The sequence below is a fragment of the Pseudomonas brassicae genome (assembly GCF_010671725.1).
Classification (GTDB): domain Bacteria; phylum Pseudomonadota; class Gammaproteobacteria; order Pseudomonadales; family Pseudomonadaceae; genus Aquipseudomonas; species Aquipseudomonas brassicae.
In genome coordinates this window covers 1-3,355 of record NZ_JAAHBU010000524.1, presented here as the reverse complement: position 1 = coordinate 3,355, position 3,355 = coordinate 1, and the positions used below count along the sequence as shown (strand labels likewise).

Genomic DNA, 3,355 nt, shown 5'->3' with positions numbered 1-3,355 from the left:
CGAACCGCAGTTCCCACATTTGTTGCAACGTACCAGGCTGACAGATCGGCGTTGTCAGCCTCGTTGGTCCGGCACCCATCCCCTGTGATGCCACCAAGCACCAGCCAACACCCCTGAAACAAGCCCCCCCCAGACACCTCCCCACCCAATCCCACACAAAAAATACAGTTCACAACTGTACACCAATGATGGCACACTGAATGGTAATGATTATCAGTTGCCATACCTTAATAATTCTTAACTAACCGAATAGTGATGCGGCTGTTAGAAAAGGCACCATGACCCAGGAGGAGCGGCAGATGCGGGTACTTGTAGTAGAGGACGACCCATCGGTAAGTCATTGGCTGGGCAGCAAGCTGCACGCCAGCGGGCACAATTGCCGCCTGACCGACAACGGTGAATGCGCACTGCAGATGATCGGCGACGAGGTGTTCGATGTGGTGATTCTGGACCGCATCCTGCCCAAGATGGATGGCATCGAGGTGCTCCAGCGCCTGCATGGCCAAAGCCGCCCGCCCATCCTCATCCTCTCCGCCAACGACCAAAGCAGCGACCGTGTCGAAGGCCTGCGCGCCGGCGCCGACGACTACCTGGGCAAACCGTTCGATTTCACCGAACTGCTGCTGCGCCTGGAACTGCTGGCACGCCGCCACAACAACCTGTCCAGCAGCGACCAGCTGCAAGTGCACGACCTGTTCATCGACCTGGGCAAGCGCAGCGTACGCCGCGGTACCCGCAACATCGACCTGACCGACAAGGAGTTCAAGCTGCTGCAGGTGCTGGCCGAACACCACGGCCAGATCGTCACCCGCGGCATGCTGCTGGAGAAGGTCTGGGGCTACAACTTCGACCCGCAGACCAACCTCATCGACGTGCACCTGTCCAAACTGCGCACCAAACTGGAAAAAGGCTTCGATCACCCGCTGATCAAGACCGTCAGGGCGATCGGCTATGTCCTGGGCTAGCCTGCGCCCACTCCTGAACACCAGCAGCCTGCGCCAAGCCACCACCATTGCGTTCATTTGCCTGTTGTTTTCGCTGATCTCCATCGTGCTGAGCAACCAGTTGCTCGAGGTGGTGATGCGCAGCCACGTGCGCGACATGATCCTTACCGATGTGCGCGGCCAGCAGTTGCAGGGGCGCTTCAACAACGCCGCGCAACTGAGCTGGACGCTGCAGCACCGCCAGTTGCTGGAAGTGCGCAAGGAGCGCCACGCCATCGTGCTCGACAAGACCGGCGCGCTGCTGTTCGGCAACCGCGACTACCTGCCCCCCACCGAGTGCCTGGCACCGTGCAACACGCGCTGGCGCCACCTGAGCATCACCGACCGCAACGGCTACCAGGCCGAGATCCTCGGCCTGTCGATCTCGCTGCCCGACGGCGGCCAGTACTTCAGTGCCTACGACCTGCGCCCGATGCTCGAACGCACGCGCATCATCCCGCTGGCCGCCGGCGCCGGCCTGCTGCTGTTGCTGTTGTCGATCCTGGCCACCGCGCTGCCGTTCGGCCTGCGCAACCTGTACCGCATCAACCGCATCCGCGACGCCCTGGCCCGCTACGCCGGGGGTGACTACACGGCCATGGCGCCGGCCGTGCAGCACGGCGACGAGTTCGACCAGCTGGGCCTGGAGATCAACCACGGCCTGCGCCGCATCAACAAGCTGATGGACGAGGTCAAGCACATCACCAGCCATATCGCGCACGAGCTGCGCACGCCGCTGACGCGTCTGCAAAGCCGCCTGCTCACCGCCAGCGAAATGCTCGAAGGGCCGGCCCGCGACGAGCTGCTGGCCGCCGTGCAGGACAGCGAGCGCATCCAGAACCTGTTCCGCGCGGTGATGCGCATTGCCGAAGTGGAGACCGGGCGCATGACCTGCCACTTCGAGCTGATCCCGATACCGGCGCTGCTCGAAGACGTGATCGAGTATTACCTGCCACTGGCCGAGCAGCGTGGCTGCCCGCTGGACATGCAGGTCGAGGCCGACTGCCGGCTGTTTGGCGACCGCGCGTTGCTGTTCCAGGCGCTGGCCAACCTGATCGACAACGCCCTCAAGTACGCCCCGCCAGGCTTACCGATCACCCTCATGGCCGTGGGCCGCAATGGCCATGGCGTACTGCAGGTGCGCGACCACGGCAGCGGCATCGCAGAGGTCCACAGCGAGCGCGCCATGGAGCGCTTCCAGCGCCTGGATGCGCCCACCCACACCCCCGGCCACGGCCTGGGCCTGACGCTGGTACGCGCCATTGCCGAACTGCACGGCGGTGAACTGCGCCTGGACGACAACCATCCCGGGCTGGTCGCCAGCCTGCATATTCGCCGTCAGCGGATACCGGCCGGGGTGGACCTTCGTTAAGCATTCTTAATGGTTGGCGCCTTGCTCGCCAATTGAGAATAAATCTTAATATCGCCACACCCCAACGGGGCCTTTCTTCCACACCGCCTTACACCGGAGACAGTCCATGAACCACCGCATCCGCGCCTTCCTCAACGACGAAAGCGGCGTCACCGCCATCGAGTACGGCATCCTTGCCGCCGCCATGGCCGCGGCCATCGGCATCATCTTCGGCGAAGACGGCGTGTTCATCAGCGCGCTCAAGGATCGCTTCCGCGCCATCGGCGACCAGATCAGCAATACCAACGGCGACGCCAAGTAAACCGGCCGCCCTCAGCATGAACAGCCCACTCGCCCTCTACGTGCTTATCCCCGCCCTGTGCTGGGTGATCGCCTCGGACCTGCTCTACCGACGCATCCACAACCTGCTGGTGGTGCTGCTGTTGCTGGTGTGGTGCGCACTGCCGGTGTTCGGCCTGCTCGGCCTGGGCCCCTGGGCCGGCCTGGGGGCCACCCAGGTGTTCAACACCGTGGGCAGCGCCCTGCTCGGCGGGCTGCTGGTACTGGCGGTGGGTTTCGTGCTGTTCAACCTGGGCCAGGTCGGCGCAGGCGACGTCAAGCTGATGGCCGTGCTGTGCCTGTGGAGTTGCGGCGACAACCAGACCGCGTTCCTGATCGTCACGGCGCTGGCCGGCGGCATCCTGGCCTTGAGCATGCCGCTGCTGAACCTGCTCGAACAGGCCTGCGCACGGCTCTGGCTGCGCCTGTCCACGCAGCTGCCGCAACTGCGCATCCCGATCCCGACGGTACTCACCGCCGACCGCCCGCAGGGCTTGCCCTACGGCCTGGCAATCGCCGCCGGCAGTTTCTACACCTTGCTGTTTCCCATTCACTTCTGACGACCGGTTGACCCATGAAAACCCCTTCCGTCCTTCTTCTGGCTGGTGCCCTGGTACTGGCTGGCGGCGCCGCCCTGCTCGCTCGCGTGCTGATGGCCCCGGCACCGGCGCCAGCACCCGTG

The 3,355-nt window shown here is 64.1% G+C and carries 4 protein-coding genes; all 4 read left to right on the top strand.

Annotated features, from left to right (window positions below; all coding sequences use genetic code 11):
• Positions 1 to 299 precede the first annotated feature (299 nt).
• The 4 genes from G3436_RS25590 (at position 300) to G3436_RS25575 (ending at position 3,233) form a co-directional block, all read left to right on the top strand.
• Positions 300 to 965 (top strand): response regulator transcription factor, encoded by a 666-nt coding sequence (locus G3436_RS25590; RefSeq protein WP_163950986.1) that lies wholly within the window; start codon positions 300 to 302, stop codon positions 963 to 965.
• Entirely contained in the window at positions 952 to 2,355 is a 1,404-nt protein-coding gene (locus tag G3436_RS25585) for a sensor histidine kinase (protein WP_163950984.1), read from the top strand. The genes G3436_RS25590 and G3436_RS25585 overlap by 14 nt, the downstream gene beginning before the upstream one ends.
• Positions 2,356 to 2,461: 106 nt before the next feature.
• Entirely contained in the window at positions 2,462 to 2,656 is a 195-nt protein-coding gene (locus G3436_RS25580) for a Flp family type IVb pilin (RefSeq protein ID WP_163950981.1), read from the top strand.
• Positions 2,657 to 2,672: 16 nt separating this feature from the next.
• A complete protein-coding gene (locus G3436_RS25575; protein WP_163950978.1) occupies positions 2,673 to 3,233 on the top strand; it encodes an A24 family peptidase in 561 nt (186 codons plus the stop codon).
• The last annotated feature ends 122 nt before the right edge of the window (positions 3,234 to 3,355 follow it).